The organism is Tianxiuia mixotrophica, from assembly GCF_050596425.1.
Lineage (GTDB): Bacteria > Bacillota > Clostridia > Peptostreptococcales > Acidaminobacteraceae.
In genome coordinates this window covers 3,757,804-3,777,375 of sequence record NZ_CP192292.1, presented here as the reverse complement: position 1 = coordinate 3,777,375, position 19,572 = coordinate 3,757,804, and the positions used below count along the sequence as shown (strand labels likewise).

The window sequence follows — 19,572 nt, the reverse complement described above, 5'->3', positions numbered from 1 at the left end:
CCTATGCGGACGATACTATCAGTTGTCTTGGCCTTGGCAGTGATCTATGGGCTTTTGAAGTATTTTAAGGAAAATGCCCTTCTTCATTTAGACTACAATAGGACATTTGACAAGAAACGTCTCTATGCAGGGCAGTCTGTGACCATGAAGGTGGAACTGCTCAACCACAAAATTTTGCCTCTGCCATGGTTGCGTATGGCAGCGGCCTATCCGGCACATTTAACCATAAAGAACCAGAAACTTGAAAAGGCCAAGGGATTTTCTCGTTATGACCATATATCAATCACATCCCTCTTTTCTTATCAAAAGCTGACAAAAATATATGAACTCACTTGTGAAAAAAGAGGTCACTATACATTTTGTGATGTGGATATGCGCGCTGGAGACTGGTTTGGACTTGAAACAGCCCAGAGCACCTTTTACGTTCCAAATGAGTTGATTGTTTATCCTAAGGTCAAACCTCTTTCAAATCTTGGCTTCATACCAAACAAGCCCGATGGAAGCGTGTCTGTTAAGAGGTGGATCATGCCTGATCCCATTGAAAAAATAGGACTCAGAGAATATACACAAAATGACCCCTTTCATTCAATTGACTGGAAGGCGACAGCGCGAAAGGGACAAATGATGGTGGGGCAGTTTGATTATAAAGCCGATCCCGCCCTTATGATTCTCTTGAACACAGCTCACTTCAAAATAGACTGGAAGTATAAATGTCCAACGTGCTTTGAAGACTTAATCAGTGTGGCAGCAAGTATGATTGAGGCGGCAAGCCAGGAAAAAGTCCCGGTAGGCATGACCTTTACAGCGGCTGTTCAGTCTGCAAAGACAGGCCAGGCCATTCTCCCTGATAACACGCATAAACACAGGGTGGTTCTTTTGGAGATACTGGCTAAGTTGTCAGAGTACAACAAACTGTCCGCTTTAGAAATGCTTATGCTTTATGAGCGAATTTACGAGTCCCACCACACTGTGTTTTTTATTACTGAGACCCTGACCCATGACCTAATCATGCGTTTAAACCATATGGCTGACGCTGGTTACAATCTGAACGTTGTCCTCCTTGCACAATGTGACACTTTAGAAATGCTAAACAGTCGTATTCGTATCCATAAACCGCTTATAGACAGTGAGGAAGAGGGGGAAATTTATGTTCAAATGGCTTGATAAAACAACAAATTTCCTTTTAAGATTCGTCTATGACAGCCTGAAGGTTTTCTTACTATTTATCATGGTCATTAGGGCCTTTGACAACACCTTTGCCATTGAAGGCATTTTTGGATTCACCACTGCTATACTTTTGACCAGTGTTCTTGTGAGCTATTATCTGTCTAAGCTTAGCGACGAAAAGAGGGAGAAATATAGATATATTGGACTGGTTGGAATCATATTTTCCCTACTGATTGGAATACGGTTGGGGGCGTCTATGGGCTTTAGCAGTCAAATGGTTGTTGGGGGATATTTTATCATTGTGTGGATGAATGGCATTAAGTTTATCACTGAAAGCGACAACACCCACTTGTTTTTTAAGCGTTTCTTCCAAACTTTTTTGATCATGCTTTTTATTTCTATATCTGTTGGGATTGGACAGTTAAGATGGTATTTAGAAGCCTTAAGACCTTTTTATGTGGTTTTTATACTGTCGGTGATTATGAATCTTATCAGTATGAATTTGAAGGCTGCTTACCAGGAAACCGCCGCCAATATCATGCAAAAAAGTCGAAGGGTTTTGGCTTTTAATATAACATCGATAATCCTACTTACCCTCTCTATTTTAGGGTTGACGGTTTTCTTTTCAAGCATAAGTTTAGGATGGCTTGAAGAGGTCGTTCGTTTTGTCCTGCTTCCCGTGGCACAATTGGGCGCTTGGTTTTCAGGTAAAATAAGAGAACGGGCATTGAGGATGAAAAGAGAAGATGCCAGCGGTGAATTTCAGTCATGGAGTGACAGGGTGGAAGAAATGCAGGAGGACATTGGCAGCCAATCAACCCAAAATGGTTCGTCACCCTGGGATCAATATATAGAATGGGCCTTTATAATCATTGTGATAGCTGTCCTTTTAGGCTTTGCATATTATTTGACCAAGAAAATTGAGAAGAGAAAAGCCGATCAGGACAATTTAGAAGAAGGGGAGTACAGGGAAAGTCTGCTCACTGCGACGTATGTAAAAGAAAAAGTCATGAAAGGTCTTATGTCTGTGGTTGAAAAAGCACGGTCTATATTCTCAAAAGATACCGATGAGCTTCCCCGCATACGACGCCTCTATAAAACTTATTTGCAACAAGCCTTGGCAAGGGGCACTTCCATAAGTCAAGATATGACACCCAATGAAGTTCTAAAAAAAGACCTTACAAGGCGGAGGGTGGAAAAACCTCTAAAACAGCTCACCGCAATCTATAATAAATTTAGATATGGTATGGTGGAAGAAGATAGATTTGACAAGGATGTTCTCAATCAAATTGAGGAGACCATAAAGTCCCATGAAAGACCGAACTCAAAAAAATCTCATAAATGAGCGACTTGCAAAATATCGTTCAAGAACCCCCATCAAACCCTATATAGATATTTAAGGATCAAAAGTCTGTATAGGGTTTGATGCGGGCATAGATATGTAATTTTGCAAGTGCTAGAAATAGTAAAAAGCGTTTAGGGTTTCCTTATTTGTTAGTGTGTTGGTTGAATAAGGAAATTCTAAACGCTTTTCTTATGAACTGATTCTTTTTAGTCTTTCATAATTTGATGTATTAGGTCTCCATAGAGGTTTGGCGCATTGCTTTTCCAGGATTCGCAAAGGCTCTTAGCCCTTTCTTGAGTGAAGACCAAAAACTTTAGGTTCATGAGGTGGTTGTCGCCTTCGAGCATTTCAAGGTGAACATTGAACTCACTGTCACTGATTCGTTTGAAATTGGCCCTTATTTGACGTTCTTTTGCCATGGTAGACTTGGCCTTTTCGATAGCCGCTTCTATCATTTCAGCAGTTGAAGCACTAATGCGCTCAGAAAACATACTGAGTGTTCTATGGCCATCTTTAGTAACCATAACAAGTTCCTCATCTTCAACCACATTCTCTTCAATAAGTCCAGTGTCTTTCATTTCTGTCAAATACTGAAGCATGGTGAAATAGTTCATGAGCTCAAGGCTCATGACAAACTCAGTGAGTTGCTGGTAGGAAAGGGGCACATTAAAACGTGCCATTATATATATAAGTGTCAGTTTATCGCGGACTTCGCGATCTGTGTTATTCGTAAACAATACGTGTCACTCCTAGCGTCCCTAACAGTTGGGTAAAATCGAAACATAATCAGTATACCATATGATAAGTGAAAATACGGTAACAAATATGCAATACCCTTCCAAATTACTTTTTGGCGGTGTAAAATGAACATGCAATATATGGACAGAATTGGAGGAGCTATGCAAACAAAGAGAATTATACTAACAACTGTACTGGCGCTAAGTCTTATAATGGCAGGCTGTAGCGGTGCGGATGAAAATACAAATGATCAGGCGCAGGCGGCGCCAACAAATGAAGTTGTTGACAGTGGAGCATCAGAATCTGAAGAAGGTCAAGAAGAAGCTGTAGAGACCGAAAATCAGAACACTGAAAACGAGAATCAAACTGAAAATGAAAGCAATACAGAAACTGAGAGCAATACACAGACTGATCCAGAAAACACATCAGAGGATAAGTCGCAAGGCACAGAAGAAAGTCAGGCTTTTAAAAGACTCACACCAGAAGAAATTCAGTCCATTCAGCCCAATGAGATGGGAGAAGTCATGATTGTTATGTATCATGGTCTAGGCAAGAAAAACTCAGCCTATGTGAGAACGCCGGAGTCATTTAGACAAGACCTAGAAACCTATTATGAAATGGGTTTTAGACCTGTCAATCTTTCGGACTATGTGGAGGGCAATATTAATACACCTGCTGGTCTGACACCCATTGTTCTAACTTTTGATGACGGAAACAACTCAAACTTTAACTTGATTGAAGAAGAGGGCGAGCTCAAAATTGATCCCAATTGTGCACTGGGGATCATACTTGATTTTAACAAAGAACATCCAGACTGGGCCCTCAAGGGGAGTTTCTTCTTAAATGGCGGCACACCGTTTGGCCAAAAAGAACATGTGGATTACAAGGTCAACTGGCTTGTTGACAATGGTTTTGAAGTGGGCAACCATTCATATGGACATGAAGACTTAACAGAACAGGACGGGGCAAGTATTCAAAGAACCCTCGGTAAAAATATTCAGGAGATTGAAGCCCGACTTGAGGGTTACACGGTGGATACACTGGCCCTACCATTTGGAAAGAGACCAAAGGATCAAGACCGTTATGATCTTGTGACAGCTGGGTCTTTTGAAGGGGTGCCTTATGAGCATAAGGCTATTCTACTGGTGGGATGGAAGCCAGAAGTGTCTGTTTATGACAAGGCATTTAATCCACTTGCAATCATGCGTGTTCAATCAGGCGACGGCGACTTCCAGATGATTCACTGGTTGGACGATTACAGAAAGAACCCTCACAAAAGATTTATCAGTGATGGCAATCCAGATGTGATCACAGTGCCGCAAAAAGAGGCAGGCAGTGTCAATGTGGAAAAATTCTCAGGAAAAGAAGTGATTGAGTACACAGTGGAAAAATCAGAGTAAATAGAGCAAACCGAAGGAACAGGGCAGTAAAATGCATAAAAACAGTATATTATTCTTAATAATACATGCACTTCACCTTGTTCATGCACGACAAATGTAATATAATGATTGGGAAAACGATATAAACGTTTCAGGTGCCCGTCAAGGGTTAATAGGGAAGTTCGGTGAGAGTCCGATGCAGCCCCTGCTACTGTAATCGTTGCTGTTTGACATGGCCACTGTCTTTTACCAGATGGGAAGGCGTTAAACGGAGAATACGAGAGCCAGGAAACCTGCCTGCAAACGCCATAGTAATTCACAACTTCAGGGTGAGAGTTGGGATGCGTTCCAGTATCGGAAAATTTCCAACTGAAATAAGATATTGCACGAATCCGGCTTTCAAAGCCGGATTTTTTTGTTGTTCAAGTACACGTGATATATACAAGACAGGTCTTAGATGCAAGATGGAGGATATGATGGATCATAAAAAAATGCTTGAAAACTATGTAAGAAAACCAATGGATATTGAAAAAGGAAGTTTCGAAATTATTACAGAAGAAATGGGCCCCCATGATTTTGACGAAAAAACAGCACCCATTGTTAAGCGTGTGATTCATACCACAGCAGATTTTGAATATGCTGACCTTCTTGATTTTCACCCGGATGCCGTAGAAGCGGGTATGCAAGCTCTTAAAGAGGGATCAGACATATATGCAGACACCAATATGGTTATGGCAGGGATTAATAAAAGAAAACTTTCAGAATATGGTGGCAAGGTCTATCACCGTGTTCATGATGAAGATGTGGTTGTAGAAGCCAAAGAAAGAAGCATCACTCGGTCTATGGTTGCCATTGAGAAAGCCTGCCATGATGAGAACACGAAAATTTTTGCTATTGGAAACGCTCCAACGGCTCTGTTTACCTTAATTGAGGAAATTCAAAAAGGCAATATAAAGCCGGCCTTGATAGTAGGTGTTCCAGTGGGATTTGTTGGTGCAGAAGAATCCAAAGAACTTCTTCGAACGCTGGATATTCCCTATATTGTGGTTAGAGGACGTAAGGGCGGCAGTCCAGTGGCGGCGACTATTATCAATGCAATGCTATATCAGTTGTAGACTTAGTGAGGAGAGATCAAGATGGATCGCTTCATAGAAAAAGACGGTAAAAAACTAAGGTATGGTTTTACCACAGGGTCTTGCGCAACTGCGGCGGCGAAGGCGGCGACCTGGATGCTGCACAATCAAAGGAAACTTGAAGTTATAGAAATAGATACCCCAAAAGGGTGGATACTCAGCATTCCTATTGTTGATATTGAGCTGACTGACACATATGCCAAGTGTGCGGTGGTCAAAGATGCTGGGGATGATCCTGATGTGACCCATGGTATGAAGGTTTTTGCCCAGGTCTGTTTTGCCAAGGACTATGCGTTAAAAGGTGGAGAAGGCATAGGTCGGGTGACGAAACCTGGCCTGTCGGTTCCTGTAGGTCAGCCAGCGATCAACCCAGTCCCAAGGCAGATGATTTTTGCAGCCGTTCATGACGTCTTACCAGAAGGAAAAACTGTGGAGGTTGTCATATCTGCACCAGAAGGTGTGGAAAAAGCAAAGAAAACATTTAACCCCAAACTGGGCATTGTGGGTGGTCTTTCTATCATTGGAACAAGTGGCATTGTAGAGCCCATGTCAGAAGATGCCCTAAAGGAGACCATGCGGGTTGAACTGAAAATGTTACTTGCCAGTGGTCAAAGGGATATAATCTTCGCCCCAGGCAACTATGGCAGGGACTATGCAAAAGAAAATTCTCTTGATGACAAACGAATTGTAAAAACCAGCAACTTTATTGGCTTTATGATGGATGAAGCGGGTAGGCAGAACGTACGGAGTGTGTTATGGATTGGACACCTGGGCAAAATGGTCAAGGTGGCCTCTGGCATTTTCCAGACCCACAGCAAGTTTGCAGATGGTCGCATGGAAACCTTAGCGGCTCATTTGGCTCTGCTTGAAGCACCTGTGGGGCTGATAAAGGCTGTGATGGGATCCAATACAACAGATGAGGCCGTGGATCATATAAAAGATGCAGGCTACATGCAAGTCTTTGATCAAATTGCCAATGCCATTACAGACAGATGTATTGGAAGGGTCTATGACGAGGTCAACGTGGGCACAATAATCTTTACCAAGGCTCATGGCTATTTAGGCTCTTGTCGAAATGCAAAGAAGCTGGAAGAGGGATTTAAAATATGATGTTTAAAATTGTAGGCATGGGCCCCGGACACTCGGACTATGTTCTTCCCATCGCAAAAAGAGCACTAGATGAAGCAGATGTGATTATTGGTGGGAAAAGACATATTGAGCCCTTTCAAAAAACGGATAAAGAACTCATCCATGTGGAGGGGCAACTGTCAAAGCTTCCAGAAATGATACGTGGGAGACAAGGTCAAAATATTGTTGTAGCGGTTTCGGGGGACACAGGCTTTTACAGTCTTTTATCCTATATGAAAAAAAATTTCGAAGAGGAAGAAATGGATGTCATTCCGGGCATCAGCTCGCTCCAATATATGTATGGTCGAATTGGTCGGGTGTATCAAAACAGTTTTATTGGCAGTGTCCATGGACGAGATCTTAATTTTTCCAGTATGGTCAATGACTACGAGACTGTCGGGCTTTTAACAGATCAAAAAAATACACCTTCAGAAATTGCAAAAAAACTTTTGAAGGAAGGCATGAACAATGTGAGTATTTATGTTGGAGAGAATTTATCATACGAGAACGAAACAATCACCAAGGGTCTACCGAGTGAAATCAAAGACAAGACCTTTTCTGATTTAGTGGTGGTTATATTGGAAAGGAAGTGAAACAATGAAAAAAGGTATATTGGTGGTTAGCTTTGGAACAAGCTATCAGGATGCAAGAGAATCTTGCATTGATCCCGTAGAAGAACTCGTCAAAGACAAATATCCTGAATACGAAGTCAGACGCGCTTTCACCTCAAGAAGGATTGTAAAAAAACTCAAGGATAGAGACGGAATTTATATAGACAATGAAATTGAAGGCATAGACAAGATGGTGGCAGATGGCATAAAAGAAATTTATCTTCAGCCCCTACATATTATGCCGGGTTACGAGTATGACAAGGTCAAGCTTTCAGTTGTACGCGCCAGACATAAATATGATGTGAAAATAAAACTTGGTGAACCCCTTATTTTCTGTGAAGAAGACTATAGCCTTGTTTTAGGAGCCCTAGATGTAGAGCTGGAAAAACTTTCGCAAGTCCATAACATGAGTCACTGGCTGCTTATGGGCCACGGAACTCATCACCCAGCTAATTCGACCTACAGTTGTTTGCAGCTTCATTTTGAGATGAATAAAAAGCCGGTAACAATCGCATCGCTAGAGTCCTTTCCAAACTTAGACCATACTGTGCCTCAGCTCAAAGACAAGGGCATTGAGAAAATGGGCATCATGCCATTTATGCTTGTGGCTGGAGATCATGCCAAAAATGATATGGCTGGTGAAGATGACGATTCATGGGTAAACAGGCTGACGGCATCTGGTTTTGATGTGAAGCCAGTGGTGACGGGGCTAGGTGCCTTGGAGTCATTCCAAAGACTATTTGCTTCAAAAGTGGACAAACTGTTGGGAGTGAAAAGCTAAATGCTTTACAAGGGACCGGGACTATCAGATGAGACATTTTATAGAGGCAATGCCCCGATGACAAAGTCTGAGGTGCGTGCTGTCACACTTTCAAAACTAAGGCTGGGACCTGATGCCAAAGCCCTTGATATTGGGGCTGGCTCTGGGTCCATAACCATTGAAATGGCTTTACAGGCCACAAAGGGCCAGGTATGGGGGATTGAAAGAAAAGATGATGCGTACGAAGTTTTCTTAGAAAACATCCGCCGTTTTAAGTGTGACAATATTAAACCCGTCAAGGGGCTTGCCCCCGCTGATTTGCCAGATGAAATGTTTGATGGCATTGTGGTGGGCGGATCAGGGGGGCAGATGGAAAACATTGTGGCCTACTGTGAAAATCATTTAAATAGAAATGGACGACTTGTAATAAACATTATTACCATTGAGAATTTAAGCCGTGCTGTTGATGCGATTAAAGCCCATGCCTTTGATGACCTTGATGTCATTCAAATGCAGGTTTCAAGGGGACGGGCGGTTGGCTCTGTAACAATGATGGAAGCAATGAATCCGATATATATAATATCAGCGACACGAAGATAATTAGGAGGAAGTAAAATGGCAGGTAAGTTTGTAGGCATTGGCGTGGGACCTGGAGATCCAGATCTAATCACAGTCAAAGCGATTAAAGCAATTGAAGCAGCAGATGTTTTAGTGTGTCCAGAAGCAAGAAATGGAAAGGGCAGTTTTGCCTTTGAAATTGCTGAAGCATATATTCCAAAAGAAACAGAGATTCTAACCCTTGAGTTTCCAATGGTGCATGACCATGATGTCATGATGGAGGCATGGAAAAAGAATGCTGAAATTATATCAGAGCGTGTACAGCAGGGGGCAAACGTGGCCTTTCTAACACTAGGAGATCCAACTGTTTACAGCACCTATATGTACCTTCTTCCTCTACTGACAGAAGGTGTGGCTGTTGAGACAATACCTGGCATCACGTCTTTTTGTGCAGTGGCAGCCAACCAAAACCTGCCCCTTGCTTTGTGGGAAGAAACATTTGGCATTGTTCCTCTAAAGCATGGGTGCGAAACGGCAGAAAAAGCCCTTGATCACTATGACAATGTGATTATAATGAAGCCTTCACATGACAGTGAGAGACTGGCTGAAATCCTTGAAGAAAAAAATCTGCAAGACAAGTTTGTTATGATTAGCAAGTGTTCAACAGACATCCAGCAAGTGACTACAGACATCCAGACTCTGAAAGATGGAAACGTGCCGTATCTGTCAACGATGATCGTGAAAAGGAAGGGATTCTAAATGAATAAAGTATATATTATTGGAGCAGGCCCTGGTGATCCAGATTTGATGACGCTTAAGGGGCGCCGCCTTGTTGAAGAAGCAGACGTGCTCATTTATGCGGGTTCCCTTGTCAATCCAGAGGTTATGAAATGGCGTAAGGAAGAAGCAGAAATTCATAACTCAGCATCAATGACCCTTGATGAAGTGATTGAAGTTATGCTTTCTGGCCTGGAAGCAGGTAAAAAAGTCGTACGACTTCATACAGGCGACCCAAGTATTTATGGTGCCATTAAAGAACAGATAGATAGACTGGCTTCCAAGGGCATTGATGTGGACATAACACCAGGTGTAAGTTCATTTGTTGCATCGGCTGCAGCCTTAAAGAAGGAATTCACTTTGCCAGGCGTATCACAAACGGTTATTTGCACCCGTCTTGAAGGACGTACACCTGTGCCGGAAGCTGAGGCTCTCGAAAAACTGGCGTCTCACCAGGCGTCAATGGCCATCTTCTTGTCAGTACAAATGATAGACAATGTGGTTAAGAGGCTTTCTCACCACTATGGAGAACAAACACCTATTGCTGTTGTACAAAGAGCGACTTGGCCAGATCAAAAGATCGTAACAGGTACCCTGTCAACGATTGCAGATAAGGTTAAAGAGGCCGGTATTACGAAAACAGCTCAAATACTCGTTGGTGATTTCCTGGATTCTGACTATGAACTTTCAAAGCTATATGATCCAGGTTTTACCCATGAATACAGGGTAGCAAAGTCATGAAAATAGCAGTTGTGACACTGACAAGAGGCGCAAGTGAACTGGGGAACCAGCTTTGTGACGTGATTGGTGGAACACTCTACTGCAAGTCGGATTATGCAGGGGCTTTTGGTGCAAGAGAGATCGAAAAGCCTTTTAAGACCTTTGCAGGCAAGCTGTTTAAACAGTATGATGGTCTTGTCTTTATTATGGCCACAGGGATTGTGGTACGAAGTCTTGCACCCTATATAGAGTCAAAGGTATCTGACCCTGCAGTTGTCGTAATGGATGAAGGGGGACAACACGCAATTTCCCTCTTGTCCGGTCACCTTGGCGGTGGAAACGCACTCGCGATGAAAGTGGGACAAGCAGTAGGCGCAAGCCCTGTTATTACAACCGCTTCAGATGTGACAGGCAATCTGGCCGTCGATATGCTTGCAAAGAAACTCGGAGCCCATATTGCTTGTATGGAAGACGCAAAAAATGTGACGGCCATAGGCATCAATGGAGGCTGTATAGATATTTACACATCTGTGCTCTTGCCTGAGACTCTTGTTTCAAGCCTGCCAGACAAGGTCAGTGTGAAAGCTTATGATGACACTCTTACCATAGAGGGGTTAAAAGAACGGGTTTTTAATGACAAGGCATGTGGGCGAATTATAATTACGTCGGACTTAATTGAAGTGCCTGCAAACTCCGTCCAGCTCATTCCCAGACATTTTGTTGCTGGGATTGGTTGTAGAAGGGGGACAAAAGCATCTATTATAAGGGCGGTGTTCGAGAACGCCTGTTCCAAAGCGGGTATTGACTACAGGGCTGTAAGATCAATGGCAACCATTGGCTTAAAATCTGACGAAGAAGGTATACTTGACTTGGTCAAGGCACTTCAAATTCCACTCGACATTATAGATTTAGATGATATAAAAAAAGTTCAAGCCCAATTTAAGGGGTCTGACTTTGTTGAAAAAACAATAGGTGTAAGAGCTGTTGCAGAGCCTTGTGCCATGCTCGCTGGACAAGCGGGATATATGAAACTCAAACGACACGCTGAACAAGGTGTGACAATAGCCATCTGGGAGGAAGACTATGCAATCAAAGGGTAAGATATTTGTAATTGGAATTGGTCCGGGGTTACCGGAATATAGATCACCTGCGGCAGTTGAAGCCATTAAACGCAGTGATGTCATTGTTGGTTACAAGACATATATAAACTTAATTGAAGACTTGATAGAAGATCAAGATGTTTCTTCTTCTGGCATGCGTAAAGAGGTTGACCGTTGTGCCCACGTTCTTGAACTGGCGAAAGAGGGCAAAACAGTTTCTCTTGTTAGCAGTGGAGATGCAGGGGTTTATGGTATGGCGGGCATTATGCTTGAAATGTCAGACCAGACGGTTGATGTTGAAATTGTACCTGGAATCACTGCGGCCAATGCTGCAGCGTCTTGTCTGGGCGCCCCTTTAATGCATGACTACGCTGTTATCAGTTTAAGTGACCTTTTAACCGACTGGGACCTTATAAAGAAAAGACTACACCACGCTTCAGAAGGTGATTTCGTAATTTCGCTCTACAATCCAAGATCTAAGGGACGCCAAACTCAGATTGTTGAGGCAAGAGAAATTATGATGAAGTCCAAAGCAAAAACAACACCAGTTGGTATTGTGCGAAATGCCAAAAGATCGGATCAAAGTGTGGTTGTAACAACACTTGAAGATATGCTTAACCATGAAATTGATATGTTCAGCATGGTGATTATTGGCAACCAGAAATCTTATATTAAAGACGGAAAAATGGTGACGCCAAGAGGGTATGCTGTATGATTCTAATGCTGTCTGGCACCAGTGATGGTCGAATGATAGGCCAAGCACTTGCTGAGGCTGGTTACAAGCTCACAATGACAGCCGTGTCTGGGTATGGCGGTCAAATGCTACCAAGGCACGACAACATTGAGACCGCTGTGGGACATTTGTCCATGGAAGATATGGTCTCGTTCATTAGGGAAAAGGGTGTGAATCTACTTTTAGATGCCACCCATCCCTATGCTGTTGAAGCCTCGCAAAATGCCATTGAAGCCTGCAAGGCGGCCCGTATTCCTTATCTACGCTACGAGAGACCTGATTTAAAGACCGAGTCAAAGGAAAACATAATTTATTTACCGTCTTATGAGGATGCGGCAAAATGGCTTATGAATAAAGAGGGGCGGATATTTTTAACCATTGGAAGCCGTCGACTTGAACCCTTCACCCGTATGCTTGATTTGACTCGGCTGGTGACACGTGTGCTCCCAACACCTGAAGTTATTCATATTTGTACAGACTTGGGTTTAAGACCAAATCAGATTATTGCTATGCAGGGCCCGTTTTCTCAGGCAATAAATGAGGCCATGTTTGAAATGTACTCTGTAAAATATCTGGTGACAAAAGCCTCATCAAAAATTGGTGGATTTGAGGAAAAGATAATTGCCGCTTCAAAAGCCGATATGACAACCCTTGTTATTGAACGGCCGAACATTGTTTACGAGAATATTTTTAATCATGTTGAGGACAGCATAAAAGCAGTAGAAAGTTTACTGGAAGACTAGGGTATACTGAAATGCTTTAATGGTATTTTGTTGCAAGTGTAAATGTCACTACCAAATCAATCGAATAGAGAAATCATAAAAATCCGATTGCTTAATAATCGGATTTTTTCTATTTTTTTGAAATTGAATGTATTTTTCCGGCGAAAAAATGGTATTATGGTAATGCAAACGCCTTAAAGTAATTTTCCATAAATGGAAAAGTATAAATTGAGAGGAGGGATGCTGAAAATGAATCAAGTTGTCAATGTGATTGATCTTGGAATGGTGAATGCCTTTCTTTTAAAAGGAGAAAATCTCATAATGGTTGACACAGGGTATGACAATCATTATGACAAAGTCCTAACCTACTTAGAATCTCATCATGTTGATCCTAAGAAGATTAAGCTTATCGTGATCACACATAATCACAGTGACCATGTTAGCAATCTGAAAAGGCTCCATAGGCTAACTGGGGCAGATGTGGTAGCACATGTGGATGCGGCGGCTGAATTGGAAAAAGGTATAAACTCACCAGTTATACCCAACACATTATGGTCTAAGTTTGTTTTCAATGTGCTAGGCTTTATGTTGCCAGAGAGTAAAATAGAGTTTAAGCCCAATCAAGTCTTTGATGACGAGTTTGATTTATCGCCATATGGAATTAAGGGGAAACTCATCCATACCCCAGGCCACACAGCAAGTTCTATTTCAGTGGTTTTGGATACGGGGGAAGCCATGATTGGCGATATGATTGTGGGAAGAAAAAAAGGAAATTCTGTTGTGGCTAAAATGCATAGAATTGCTCAGAATCCAGAACTGAGATTGAGTAGTTTATTGCACTTACTCCATATAGGTGTAACGACCTTTTATCCATCTCATGGAGAAATGTGCAGTTCTGATGCTGTAAGAGATTTACTGGAAAAGCCATAATGGTGAGATGATATTGAGTGGGAGATTTTCGTGAAATATTATTGTTGTAGGCAATCTATAGCAATTTACATAAGCTTTTGAAGAGTAAAATTAGAAGCAGTTTCTATACAATACCTAGATAGGGTGAGGTCAAAGTTTTTGGCCAATACCTAGATATTGCATAGAGACTGCATTTATTTTGCATGCCATCTCTATATATGTTGAGATATGAAAATAGATTCTAGGATAATGGGAACAAGAGGAAGACGTAATAGGCGAACACACCTGTCGCAGTCCCGCCACCGTATGGGATAGAATAGCTTTGGATGCAAGTTGTCTAACGAAATATTCAAACAATTATGTAAAAGCAATTGAAAGCCTGCATTTTGTTGACACATATCCTCATCCTTCGGTAGAATGTAAAGTAACAATGTAGAAGAGTATCCGGAGGGAATATAATGAGTATTGAGAACAAAAAGCGTGAGGTTCTTGTTTCAAAAGAAGAAATAGACAAGCGTGTTGCTGAGCTGGGGGCGCAATTAACAGAGGAATACAAGGAGAAAAATCTTCTTGTTATTTCACTCCTAAAAGGGTCGTTTATTTTTACTGCTGACTTGGTTAGGAAAATTGACCTTCCAACACGTATTGAGTTCATGACAACATCGTCGTATGGACATGGAGAAGAGTCAACTGGTCGTGTGAAAGTTACCCAAGACCTGAAAATTGATGATTTATCTGATTTCGATGTTCTTATTGTCGATGACATTACAGATTCTGCAATAACTATGACGGGTGTCATAGAACACCTGTCTAAAAGAAACCCTGCAAGCATCAAGTGCTGTGTTCTTCTAGACAAGCCGTCAAGACGCCAGGTGGAGTATGAACCAGACTACGTTGGCTTTACAATCCCTGATATGTTTATTGTGGGCTATGGCTTAAACTACGGCGATTACATGAGAAATATCGACCATGTTTTCGCATTTGTCGACAAGTAAAGTGTCTTGAAAGGATCCGCTGTTTATAACAAGCGGGTCTTTTTTTTATTTCCCAAATCAAATTTAATTGTGAGAGCCTATAAACCGCTTCAAGAAAGACTCTAAGGGTATAAGTCCTAGTAGAAATAGGTACAGTTAATTAGTATAATTGACTTGTACATGAAAAAAGGGGTCGGATATGAAAATAAGGTTGAAATTGGCAATTTTTATTGGCATTTATATTATAATTTGGATCGTGGCTATGGGCACTATTTTTAATAGCATTGCCATGCATGGCTATGACATTCTTGAAGAAGAAAGTTTCAAAGCGAATATCAATCGTCTTCAGGGAGCGATTGATGATGTGGTCGCAAAATCTGATCCAATTCTTACGGACTGGGCGAATTGGGATGACACCTATGCCTATATACATGCCCCTACGGACAAGTATATTAATTCCAATATTAGCAGTGGTTTTATGAAGGATATAGGCCTTGATTATGTTCTTATTTATGGTCCCGATGAAAAGTTTATCAGTGGATTTAAATATGATGATGGGGATGTTGTTGAGCAAGTGCCGGAAATTGTGATTTCAACAATTGTTGGGCATAAGAATGAAACAAATGTTATGTTGCATAAGGGGAGACCCCTTATATTTTCTACAAAGCAAATTACAACAACAGATGAGACAGCACCTAAAAAAGGCCTTCTTGTTTTCGCTTTCTACTTAGATAGGGATCATGTTAAAGAAATTCAAGATCGCTTAGAACTTGATATTGAACTGGTTTCTGTTTCTGAAAAGTTTTTGAGTGAGGAACAAAGTCTTCAGATATATGAACATGACACTTTCAAAACAGTTCTTTTTAGGTATCCCTATGTGAATGATCCCCATAGTATTGCACTCCAGTTTAGACGCCCTTTAGATATTATAGCTCTGGGCAAGAAGACCATGCGAGAGGTCATGGTGGCTTCTGTGATTGCTTTTATCGTAATCTCTACAATATTGTATGTCTATGTTAAAAGTATGCTCGACCGGGTGAAAAATCTTAGTCTGAATGTCGATAAAATTGCCCATGAGAGGGACTTGTCATTGAGGCTTGAAACAGATAAGAACGATGAGATCACGATGCTTACAAGAGATATTAATTTAATGCTTGACCGCATTGAGACCATGAACAAGCAAATTGTGGAGTATGCAACTGTGGATGTGTTAACCCGGGTTTACAACAGACGCGTTGGTTTTGAAAAACTCGAAGATCTCATTGGTAAATTTGGAAAGGCCTTTAAGGTTCTGAGCATATGCTATATTGACATCAACAACCTCAAGCTTATTAATGACACAAAAGGACACAGTTGTGGAGACGTTCTTATAAAAACGGTGTCTTCAACGGTAGAAAAGCACCTTGAGGACTGGGATATTATTTGTCGTCTGGGTGGTGATGAATTTTTAGTTATTTTTCCTGGTCAAACCATTGAACAATCAAGGGCTAAGATTAAAAGCGCAGAGGAGGCCCTAAAAGAGAAGCAAGTTGAGAAAAACATTAAGTATCCAATCACTATAAGCAAAGGGTTTGCAAGTTATGATGGAACATCAACCATACAAGCCTTTATTGAAGAAGCTGACCAGTCTATGTATAAAGATAAGAAGAGGAATAAGAAAAGGCGTTTAACAGATTGGCAAATGGATGAAGATGATATTAAAACCTAATAAATTGATTAAAACCCCGATCAAGTCTTGATCGGGGTTTTGTAAATCACACATGTATTAACTTTTTAAGGCGTCTTGTAGCATTGCCATTGTTGATGAATCAGGTTCACTTGTTTTTTCAAGTTCATAGTTAAGACCCAGTTCGGCCCATTTAAATTCTCCCATTTTATGAAAGGGGAGAAGTTCAACCTTGGAAATAACGCTGTACTTCTCTTGGAGTTGGTTGATTTTCTCTATTTCTTTTAATTTGTCTGTGAAGCCAGGCACGACAACGAGTCTGAGCCAAACTTCTACACCATGCTTTTGCGCCAGTTCAAGGGACTGATAAAGGAAGTCAATTTTTCCACCGGTTAGAGTCTTATACATATCAGGATTGGTCGACTTGACATCGAGAAGCATGAGATCAGTATGCTTTAAAACAGACTCTGTTTTCTCTGCTGACGCTGCGCCTGAGGTGTCAAGTGCCGTATGCAAATTCTGTGCTCTTGCCTTTTCAAATAGATCAGCAACAAACTCAGCCTGCATGAGGGGCTCACCGCCAGAAACGGTCAATCCGCCACCTGTGTTTTTCATAAAAACCTTGTATCTTTGAATTTTTTCGATAAGGTCTTCAGATGATGTCTCTTGTCCTTTGTCTGGTGCCCAGGTGTCAGGATTGTGACAATATTTGCATCTGAGTGGGCAGCCCTGCGTAAAAACGATGAAGCGTATGCCAGGGCCATCTACTGCACCACAAGTTTCATATGAATGAATGTAACCTTTCATAAAATCACTCCTTCCACCAGCGGGTGTTAGCGTGTATGGAAAGTTCTATTAATAACATCAAGCTGTTGTTCTCTTGTCAGTTTGATGAAGTTTACAGCATAGCCTGAAACACGGATTGTAAGTTGTGGGTATAGCTCAGGATGTTCCATAGCGTCTTCAAGTGTTTCACGATCAAACACATTGACATTTATATGGTGGCCTGTGCTCTCAAAATAACCATCAAGAAGACCCGTTAGGTTGTTAACGCGTGTCTCGCTGTCCTTGCCAAGCGCACCAGGAATGATGGAGAATGTGTATGAAATACCATCTTCTGAGTGTTCGTATGGCAGTTTAGCCACAGAAGCCATAGAAGCAAGGGCACCGTTTTGATCTCTACCATGCATTGGGTTTGCACCAGGTGCAAATGGTTCGCCAGCTTTTCTGCCATCAGGTGTGTTGCCCGTTTTCTTACCATAAACAACATTGGATGTGATTGTCAAGATAGACAGTGTTGGTACAGAACTTCTGTATGTCTTATGCTTTCTTAGCTTGTTCATGAATTTTTCAACGATTTCGTTAGCCAGTGTATCGACCTTGTCATCATCATTACCGAAGCAAGGGAAGTCGCCTTCGATTTCATAGTCTACAACAAGACCTTCATCGTTACGCACAGGCTTAACCTTAGCATGCTTGATAGCGGAAAGGGAGTCGGCAACAACAGATAGACCTGCAATACCGCAAGCAGACGTTCTTAGAACATCCATGTCATGAAGGGCCATTTGCAGACGCTCGTAAGCATACTTGTCATGCATGTAGTGAATGATGTTTAGTGTGTTAATGTAGAGCTGTGCCAACCAGTCCATAATCTGGTCAAAGCGAGCCATAACGTCATCATAATCAAGAACATCAGATGTAACAGGTGCGAAAAGCGGTGCGATTTGGTCACCGGTTTTTTCGTCTCGACCACCATTAATAGCGTATAGTAGAGCCTTTGCAAGGTTGGCACGTGCGCCAAAGAATTGCATTTGCTTACCAATGCGCATTGCAGATACACAACAAGCGATACCGTAGTCATCTCCATAATCAGCCAGCATTAGATCGTCATTTTCGTATTGAATTGAGCTTGTTTCAATGGAAACCTTACTCGCAAAGTCCTTGAAGCCCTTAGGTAGGCGTGGAGACCAAAGAACCGTTAGGTTTGGCTCTGGTGCAGGTCCAAGGTTTGTTAGGGTGTGAAGCATACGGAAACTCGACTTTGTAACGAGTGTTCGTCCGTCAAGCCCCATACCGCCGATTGACTCAGTCACCCATGTTGGATCGCCAGAGAAGAGTTCGTTGTATGATGGCGTTCTTAGGAAACGAACCATACGCAGTTTGATAACAAAGTCATCGATCATTTCCTGTGCTTGAGACTCTGTTAAGTTGCCTTCAGCAAGATCACGCTCAATGTAGATATCCAGGAATGTTGACACACGACCAAGTGACATGGCAGCACCATTTTGCTCCTTGATAGCGCCTAGGTATCCAAAATACGTCCACTGGATGGCTTCTTTCGTATTTATTGCTGGGTTTGAAATATCAATACCATAGGCCTGCGCCATTTCTTTGAGTTCCTTGAGGGCATAAATCTGCTCAGTGATCTCTTCACGCTGACGGATCAGCTTGCTTTCCATAACATCTAGGGTTAGAAGTTTCTTTTGTTCAATTTTATCTTCTATAAGTCGGTCTACACCATAAAGAGCCACACGACGATAGTCACCGATAATGCGACCACGACCGTATGCATCTGGAAGACCAGTGATGATACCTGTTTTACGGGCAAGACGCATGTCTTCTGTATAGGCATCGAAAACACCATCGTTGTGCGTTTTTCTGTATTTTAGATCAAAAATTTCCTTTGTCGACGGATCCATTTCGTATCCGTATGACTCAAGAGCGCCATTCGCAACGCGTATACCACCGAAAGGCATAAGGGCACGTTTTAGAGGTTTGTCTGTTTGAAGACCTACAATAATTTCTGAGGATTGGTCGATATAGCCAGCACCGTGTGAAGCCACTGTAGAAATTATTTTTGTATCGGCATCTAGGATGCCTTTTTTATTTTCTTCTTTCATCAGCTCTGCAACCTTGTTCCAAAGCTCAGTTGTTCTTTGGGTTGGACCTGCTAAAAAGCTGTCATCACCTTCATAAGGTGTGTAGTTTAGTTGAATAAAGTCACGAACATTGATGTCTTTCGACCATGTTCCTTTCTTAAAAGATCTCCATGCTTGCATTGAATGGACCTCCTGCCTTAAAGGGTTTCATAATAGATCATAGTTGATTTTAAAAAACAATAACACATGGTGATATGCCTTGCAATTCCTTTT

General features: G+C 41.8%; 19 protein-coding genes and 1 riboswitch. Of the genes, 16 read left to right on the top strand and 3 right to left on the bottom strand.

Going from position 1 to position 19,572, the window contains the following annotated elements:
• Positions 1-3 precede the first annotated feature (3 nt).
• Both ACQ4KW_RS16830 and ACQ4KW_RS16825 read left to right on the top strand, forming a co-directional pair.
• A complete protein-coding gene (locus ACQ4KW_RS16830) occupies positions 4-1,164 on the top strand; it encodes a DUF58 domain-containing protein (RefSeq protein ID WP_430883601.1) in 1,161 nt (386 codons plus the stop codon).
• Positions 1,148-2,512, top strand: coding sequence for a hypothetical protein (locus ACQ4KW_RS16825; protein WP_430883600.1), 1,365 nt, complete (start codon positions 1,148-1,150; stop codon positions 2,510-2,512). Before ACQ4KW_RS16830 ends, ACQ4KW_RS16825 begins: the two co-directional genes overlap by 17 nt.
• A 206-nt stretch (positions 2,513-2,718) precedes the next feature.
• On the opposite strand, the gene ACQ4KW_RS16820 is transcribed toward ACQ4KW_RS16825, so the two are convergent.
• Positions 2,719-3,249, bottom strand: coding sequence for a DUF4364 family protein (locus tag ACQ4KW_RS16820; protein ID WP_430883599.1), 531 nt, complete (start codon positions 3,247-3,249; stop codon positions 2,719-2,721).
• A 162-nt stretch (positions 3,250-3,411) separates the two neighbouring features.
• On the opposite strand from ACQ4KW_RS16820, the gene ACQ4KW_RS16815 reads away from it, so the two are divergent.
• The 14 genes from ACQ4KW_RS16815 to ACQ4KW_RS16750 all read left to right on the top strand — a co-directional run bounded on the left by ACQ4KW_RS16815 (position 3,412) and on the right by ACQ4KW_RS16750 (position 16,462).
• Complete coding sequence (locus ACQ4KW_RS16815; RefSeq protein ID WP_430883598.1) at positions 3,412-4,650, top strand: polysaccharide deacetylase family protein; 1,239 nt, start codon at positions 3,412-3,414, stop codon at positions 4,648-4,650.
• A gap of 115 nt (positions 4,651-4,765) precedes the next feature.
• A riboswitch (cobalamin riboswitch) is annotated at positions 4,766-4,944 on the top strand.
• A 161-nt stretch (positions 4,945-5,105) separates the two neighbouring features.
• A complete protein-coding gene (locus ACQ4KW_RS16810; RefSeq protein ID WP_430883597.1) occupies positions 5,106-5,744 on the top strand; it encodes a precorrin-8X methylmutase in 639 nt (212 codons plus the stop codon).
• Between the two features lie 21 nt (positions 5,745-5,765).
• Entirely contained in the window at positions 5,766-6,872 is a 1,107-nt protein-coding gene (cbiD, locus tag ACQ4KW_RS16805; protein ID WP_430883596.1) for a cobalt-precorrin-5B (C(1))-methyltransferase CbiD, read from the top strand.
• Positions 6,869-7,483 carry a precorrin-6y C5,15-methyltransferase (decarboxylating) subunit CbiE gene (gene cbiE, locus ACQ4KW_RS16800; RefSeq protein ID WP_430883595.1) on the top strand — a complete coding sequence of 205 codons (615 nt, stop codon included), beginning with the start codon at positions 6,869-6,871 and terminating at the stop codon, positions 7,481-7,483. Before cbiD ends, cbiE begins: the two co-directional genes overlap by 4 nt.
• A 4-nt stretch (positions 7,484-7,487) precedes the next feature.
• The gene (locus ACQ4KW_RS16795) at positions 7,488-8,282 is read left to right on the top strand and encodes a sirohydrochlorin cobaltochelatase (protein ID WP_430883594.1); all 795 of its coding nucleotides are present in this window, start codon (positions 7,488-7,490) and stop codon (positions 8,280-8,282) included.
• On the top strand, positions 8,283-8,861 hold the full coding sequence (gene cbiT / locus ACQ4KW_RS16790) for a precorrin-6Y C5,15-methyltransferase (decarboxylating) subunit CbiT (protein WP_430883593.1): 579 nt from the start codon (positions 8,283-8,285) through the stop codon (positions 8,859-8,861). It abuts the gene before it with no gap.
• 15 nt (positions 8,862-8,876) lie between these two features.
• On the top strand, positions 8,877-9,578 hold the full coding sequence (gene cobI, locus ACQ4KW_RS16785; RefSeq protein ID WP_430883592.1) for a precorrin-2 C(20)-methyltransferase: 702 nt from the start codon (positions 8,877-8,879) through the stop codon (positions 9,576-9,578).
• Positions 9,579-10,337 carry a precorrin-4 C(11)-methyltransferase gene (gene cobM / locus ACQ4KW_RS16780; protein ID WP_430883591.1) on the top strand — a complete coding sequence of 253 codons (759 nt, stop codon included), beginning with the start codon at positions 9,579-9,581 and terminating at the stop codon, positions 10,335-10,337.
• Positions 10,334-11,416 carry a cobalt-precorrin 5A hydrolase gene (gene cbiG, locus ACQ4KW_RS16775; protein WP_430883590.1) on the top strand — a complete coding sequence of 361 codons (1,083 nt, stop codon included), beginning with the start codon at positions 10,334-10,336 and terminating at the stop codon, positions 11,414-11,416. The genes cobM and cbiG overlap by 4 nt, the downstream gene beginning before the upstream one ends.
• Complete coding sequence (cobJ, locus tag ACQ4KW_RS16770) at positions 11,400-12,131, top strand: precorrin-3B C(17)-methyltransferase (protein WP_430883589.1); 732 nt, start codon at positions 11,400-11,402, stop codon at positions 12,129-12,131. The genes cbiG and cobJ overlap by 17 nt, the downstream gene beginning before the upstream one ends.
• Positions 12,128-12,892: a precorrin-6A reductase gene (cobK, locus tag ACQ4KW_RS16765; RefSeq protein ID WP_430883588.1), complete on the top strand. Its 765-nt coding sequence runs from the start codon at positions 12,128-12,130 to the stop codon at positions 12,890-12,892. Before cobJ ends, cobK begins: the two co-directional genes overlap by 4 nt.
• 228 nt (positions 12,893-13,120) lie before the next feature.
• Positions 13,121-13,801 carry an MBL fold metallo-hydrolase gene (locus ACQ4KW_RS16760; protein WP_430883587.1) on the top strand — a complete coding sequence of 227 codons (681 nt, stop codon included), beginning with the start codon at positions 13,121-13,123 and terminating at the stop codon, positions 13,799-13,801.
• A 443-nt stretch (positions 13,802-14,244) separates the two neighbouring features.
• Positions 14,245-14,775: a hypoxanthine phosphoribosyltransferase gene (gene hpt, locus ACQ4KW_RS16755; protein WP_430886593.1), complete on the top strand. Its 531-nt coding sequence runs from the start codon at positions 14,245-14,247 to the stop codon at positions 14,773-14,775.
• 178 nt (positions 14,776-14,953) lie between these two features.
• Positions 14,954-16,462, top strand: a complete 1,509-nt coding sequence (locus ACQ4KW_RS16750) for a diguanylate cyclase (protein WP_430883586.1) — start codon at positions 14,954-14,956, stop codon at positions 16,460-16,462.
• A 57-nt stretch (positions 16,463-16,519) separates the two neighbouring features.
• Here ACQ4KW_RS16750 and pflA read toward each other — a convergent pair whose 3' ends face one another.
• Together pflA and pflB are read right to left on the bottom strand one after the other, a co-directional pair.
• On the bottom strand, positions 16,520-17,227 hold the full coding sequence (gene pflA, locus ACQ4KW_RS16745; protein ID WP_430883585.1) for a pyruvate formate-lyase-activating protein: 708 nt from the start codon (positions 17,225-17,227) through the stop codon (positions 16,520-16,522).
• 26 nt (positions 17,228-17,253) lie between these two features.
• On the bottom strand, positions 17,254-19,479 hold the full coding sequence (pflB, locus tag ACQ4KW_RS16740; RefSeq protein WP_430883584.1) for a formate C-acetyltransferase: 2,226 nt from the start codon (positions 19,477-19,479) through the stop codon (positions 17,254-17,256).
• Positions 19,480-19,572: the final 93 nt, after the last annotated feature.

Bases quoted from the DNA above. Each gene is read 5' to 3' on its own strand.
- cbiG (WP_430883590.1), top strand. From the start codon at position 10,334: ATGAAAATAGCAGTTGTGACACTGACAAGAGGCGCAAGTGAACTGGGG.
- cobI (WP_430883592.1), top strand. From the start codon at position 8,877: ATGGCAGGTAAGTTTGTAGGCATTGGCGTGGGACCTGGAGATCCAGAT.
- cbiE (WP_430883595.1), top strand. From the start codon at position 6,869: ATGATGTTTAAAATTGTAGGCATGGGCCCCGGACACTCGGACTATGTT.
- cbiD (WP_430883596.1), top strand. From the start codon at position 5,766: ATGGATCGCTTCATAGAAAAAGACGGTAAAAAACTAAGGTATGGTTTT.
- pflA (WP_430883585.1), bottom strand. From the start codon at position 17,227: ATGAAAGGTTACATTCATTCATATGAAACTTGTGGTGCAGTAGATGGC.
- ACQ4KW_RS16815 (WP_430883598.1), top strand. From the start codon at position 3,412: ATGCAAACAAAGAGAATTATACTAACAACTGTACTGGCGCTAAGTCTT.
- ACQ4KW_RS16795 (WP_430883594.1), top strand. From the start codon at position 7,488: ATGAAAAAAGGTATATTGGTGGTTAGCTTTGGAACAAGCTATCAGGAT.
- ACQ4KW_RS16750 (WP_430883586.1), top strand. From the start codon at position 14,954: ATGAAAATAAGGTTGAAATTGGCAATTTTTATTGGCATTTATATTATA.
- ACQ4KW_RS16825 (WP_430883600.1), top strand. From the start codon at position 1,148: ATGTTCAAATGGCTTGATAAAACAACAAATTTCCTTTTAAGATTCGTC.
- cbiT (WP_430883593.1), top strand. From the start codon at position 8,283: ATGCTTTACAAGGGACCGGGACTATCAGATGAGACATTTTATAGAGGC.
- pflB (WP_430883584.1), bottom strand. From the start codon at position 19,479: ATGCAAGCATGGAGATCTTTTAAGAAAGGAACATGGTCGAAAGACATC.
- cobM (WP_430883591.1), top strand. From the start codon at position 9,579: ATGAATAAAGTATATATTATTGGAGCAGGCCCTGGTGATCCAGATTTG.
- ACQ4KW_RS16810 (WP_430883597.1), top strand. From the start codon at position 5,106: ATGGATCATAAAAAAATGCTTGAAAACTATGTAAGAAAACCAATGGAT.
- ACQ4KW_RS16760 (WP_430883587.1), top strand. From the start codon at position 13,121: ATGAATCAAGTTGTCAATGTGATTGATCTTGGAATGGTGAATGCCTTT.
- cobJ (WP_430883589.1), top strand. From the start codon at position 11,400: ATGCAATCAAAGGGTAAGATATTTGTAATTGGAATTGGTCCGGGGTTA.
- cobK (WP_430883588.1), top strand. From the start codon at position 12,128: ATGATTCTAATGCTGTCTGGCACCAGTGATGGTCGAATGATAGGCCAA.
- ACQ4KW_RS16830 (WP_430883601.1), top strand. From the start codon at position 4: ATGCGGACGATACTATCAGTTGTCTTGGCCTTGGCAGTGATCTATGGG.